Source organism: Chloroflexus sp. (assembly GCF_034432675.1).
Taxonomy (GTDB): Bacteria; Chloroflexota; Chloroflexia; order Chloroflexales; family Chloroflexaceae; genus Chloroflexus.
The window spans coordinates 1-1,844 of record NZ_DAOUBI010000119.1; the positions used below are offsets into that span (position 1 = coordinate 1).

Here is a 1,844-nt window from a genome sequence, read left to right on the forward strand (position 1 = left end):
ACCTTGATACGCACCCTACCATTCCAGATCAACAGCAGCAGTGGCGCACCCAACGGGCCAGCACAAATAAACATCTTCCTCGACTGAGACGAGACCGGGAAAAGAGAAGGAAGCGAGAGGAATGAAGGCGATTAAAGTTGAAAAGAAGTTATGATTGGAGATATATATTTCCCGGTATTCATATCGCGTTTACATTATAACCATCTTGTCAAGACCGATATTCCGGGAAATCATCAACTTTTCTTTAACTTATATGTATCCCCATTGTATTTTTATTCACAAACCAACAAACAACCTCCTCATTTATCCGAAATATCTAAAAACCACCCCTAAATTAATCAAAGAAAACTCATGGCAATTCCTTCAACGCCACCTGAATTGCATGATGGTACATAGAAAATGCCATCAAATTGTTATGATCACCACCAACAATCGGATAAAAGGCCAGCGGCGCTGTCACTTCGTTCGCCAATCGTTCACCATCGGCGAAAGGCACCACCGAATCATTCGTGCCGTGAATAATCACCACCGGACAACGCACCTGACCGATCCACTCATGAGAACGCAGAGGATACTTCAGCAAAAAGGGTAGCACCCACGGAAACTGCCGACGGGCAATCGCTTCAACACTGTAGAAGGGACTCTCAAGGATCAGTAGCGCTGGTTGATACACAGCCGCCAATCGCGTGGCCAGCCCGCTCCCCAGTGACCTGCCATAAAGCACAATCTGCTCTTCTGGATAACGTTGCTGCACCCATTCATAGGCAGCGGCAGCATCGGCGTGTAACTCTGCCTCACTCTGAATCGTGCCCGTGCTCTGACCATACCCACGATAATCAACCATCACCATCTCGTAACCATACTGAACCAGCTCCGGTGCCACCTCTCCCCAGGTGCGCAAACTCCCGGCATTCCCGTGAAAATAGAGGATCACCCCTTTGGTCTGAGACCGGCGGAACCACAAAGCGTGGAGCTGCGCCCCCTCAACCGGAATCAAGACCTCTTCAACCGGAATACCAAACTCATAGTGCGTACCAGGCGGGTCCCGATCAGGAAAAAAGATCAGACGTTCTTGAAACATATAGATCACTCCACAGATCGTTGCATACCCTGGAACGAGAATAGTGATGAGACGGAGGATGGTTGGGAGCATGTTACAAATCCTTACCATCAGACAATCAAGAGCATACACTACACATGATATACATGCCTGAGTAAAAAACCCCCTTAAACGGACAAAAAACCATGCTGACAAGTCGCAATTCCCGCTGTGGCTTCAAGATCGTCGGGCATGGTCACAACCCACTCCCCCCCAACCCACTTCACCAGCAGACAAGTACATGCACGAACTCTACCCCATCAGCAAGCCCCAGCACAGCTCTCTGTTATCCCCTCTCCCACGTTGCGGCTATGCATTACCCATAACTCGAATACTGCATTGCCCGCGTGCCGGAGCGGGTCGGGGGAGTGATGACGGGCGTGCTCCCCAGTCGGGAGCTGGGAGCGTGCGCCTCCGGCGCACGTGGTTCCGGTACCATTGCTGGAGAGTAGCCAGGCGCAAGCTCCCCCTGGCGGCATTCACGGACGGCCAGGACAGATGACCGAACCCAACGTCTACCCTATCAGGAAGCCCTCGATCAAACGTCTGCCCTCCCCTCTCCCCTCCCCCAGCGGCTATGTATTACCCACAACTGGTGTCAACCACGTGCGTATCAGCGAGTATGATCGCCATAGGTGCTATGTTGGGCAACTGGCCCGCTGACAGTGCGCCGCTCCAGCCATGCCAGCACGTGCTGGATGGATTGCCGTACCCGCTCGTCATGCACGTGTCGCACAGTTTGGCG

At 52.3% G+C, this 1,844-nt stretch carries 1 protein-coding gene; it reads right to left on the bottom strand.

Annotated features, from left to right (window positions below; translation table 11 throughout):
- Nucleotides 1-349 precede the first annotated feature (349 nt).
- A complete protein-coding gene (locus VAE55_RS08890) occupies nucleotides 350-1,153 on the bottom strand; it encodes an alpha/beta hydrolase (RefSeq protein ID WP_322815431.1) in 804 nt (267 codons plus the stop codon).
- Between the last annotated feature and the right edge of the window lie 691 nt (nucleotides 1,154-1,844).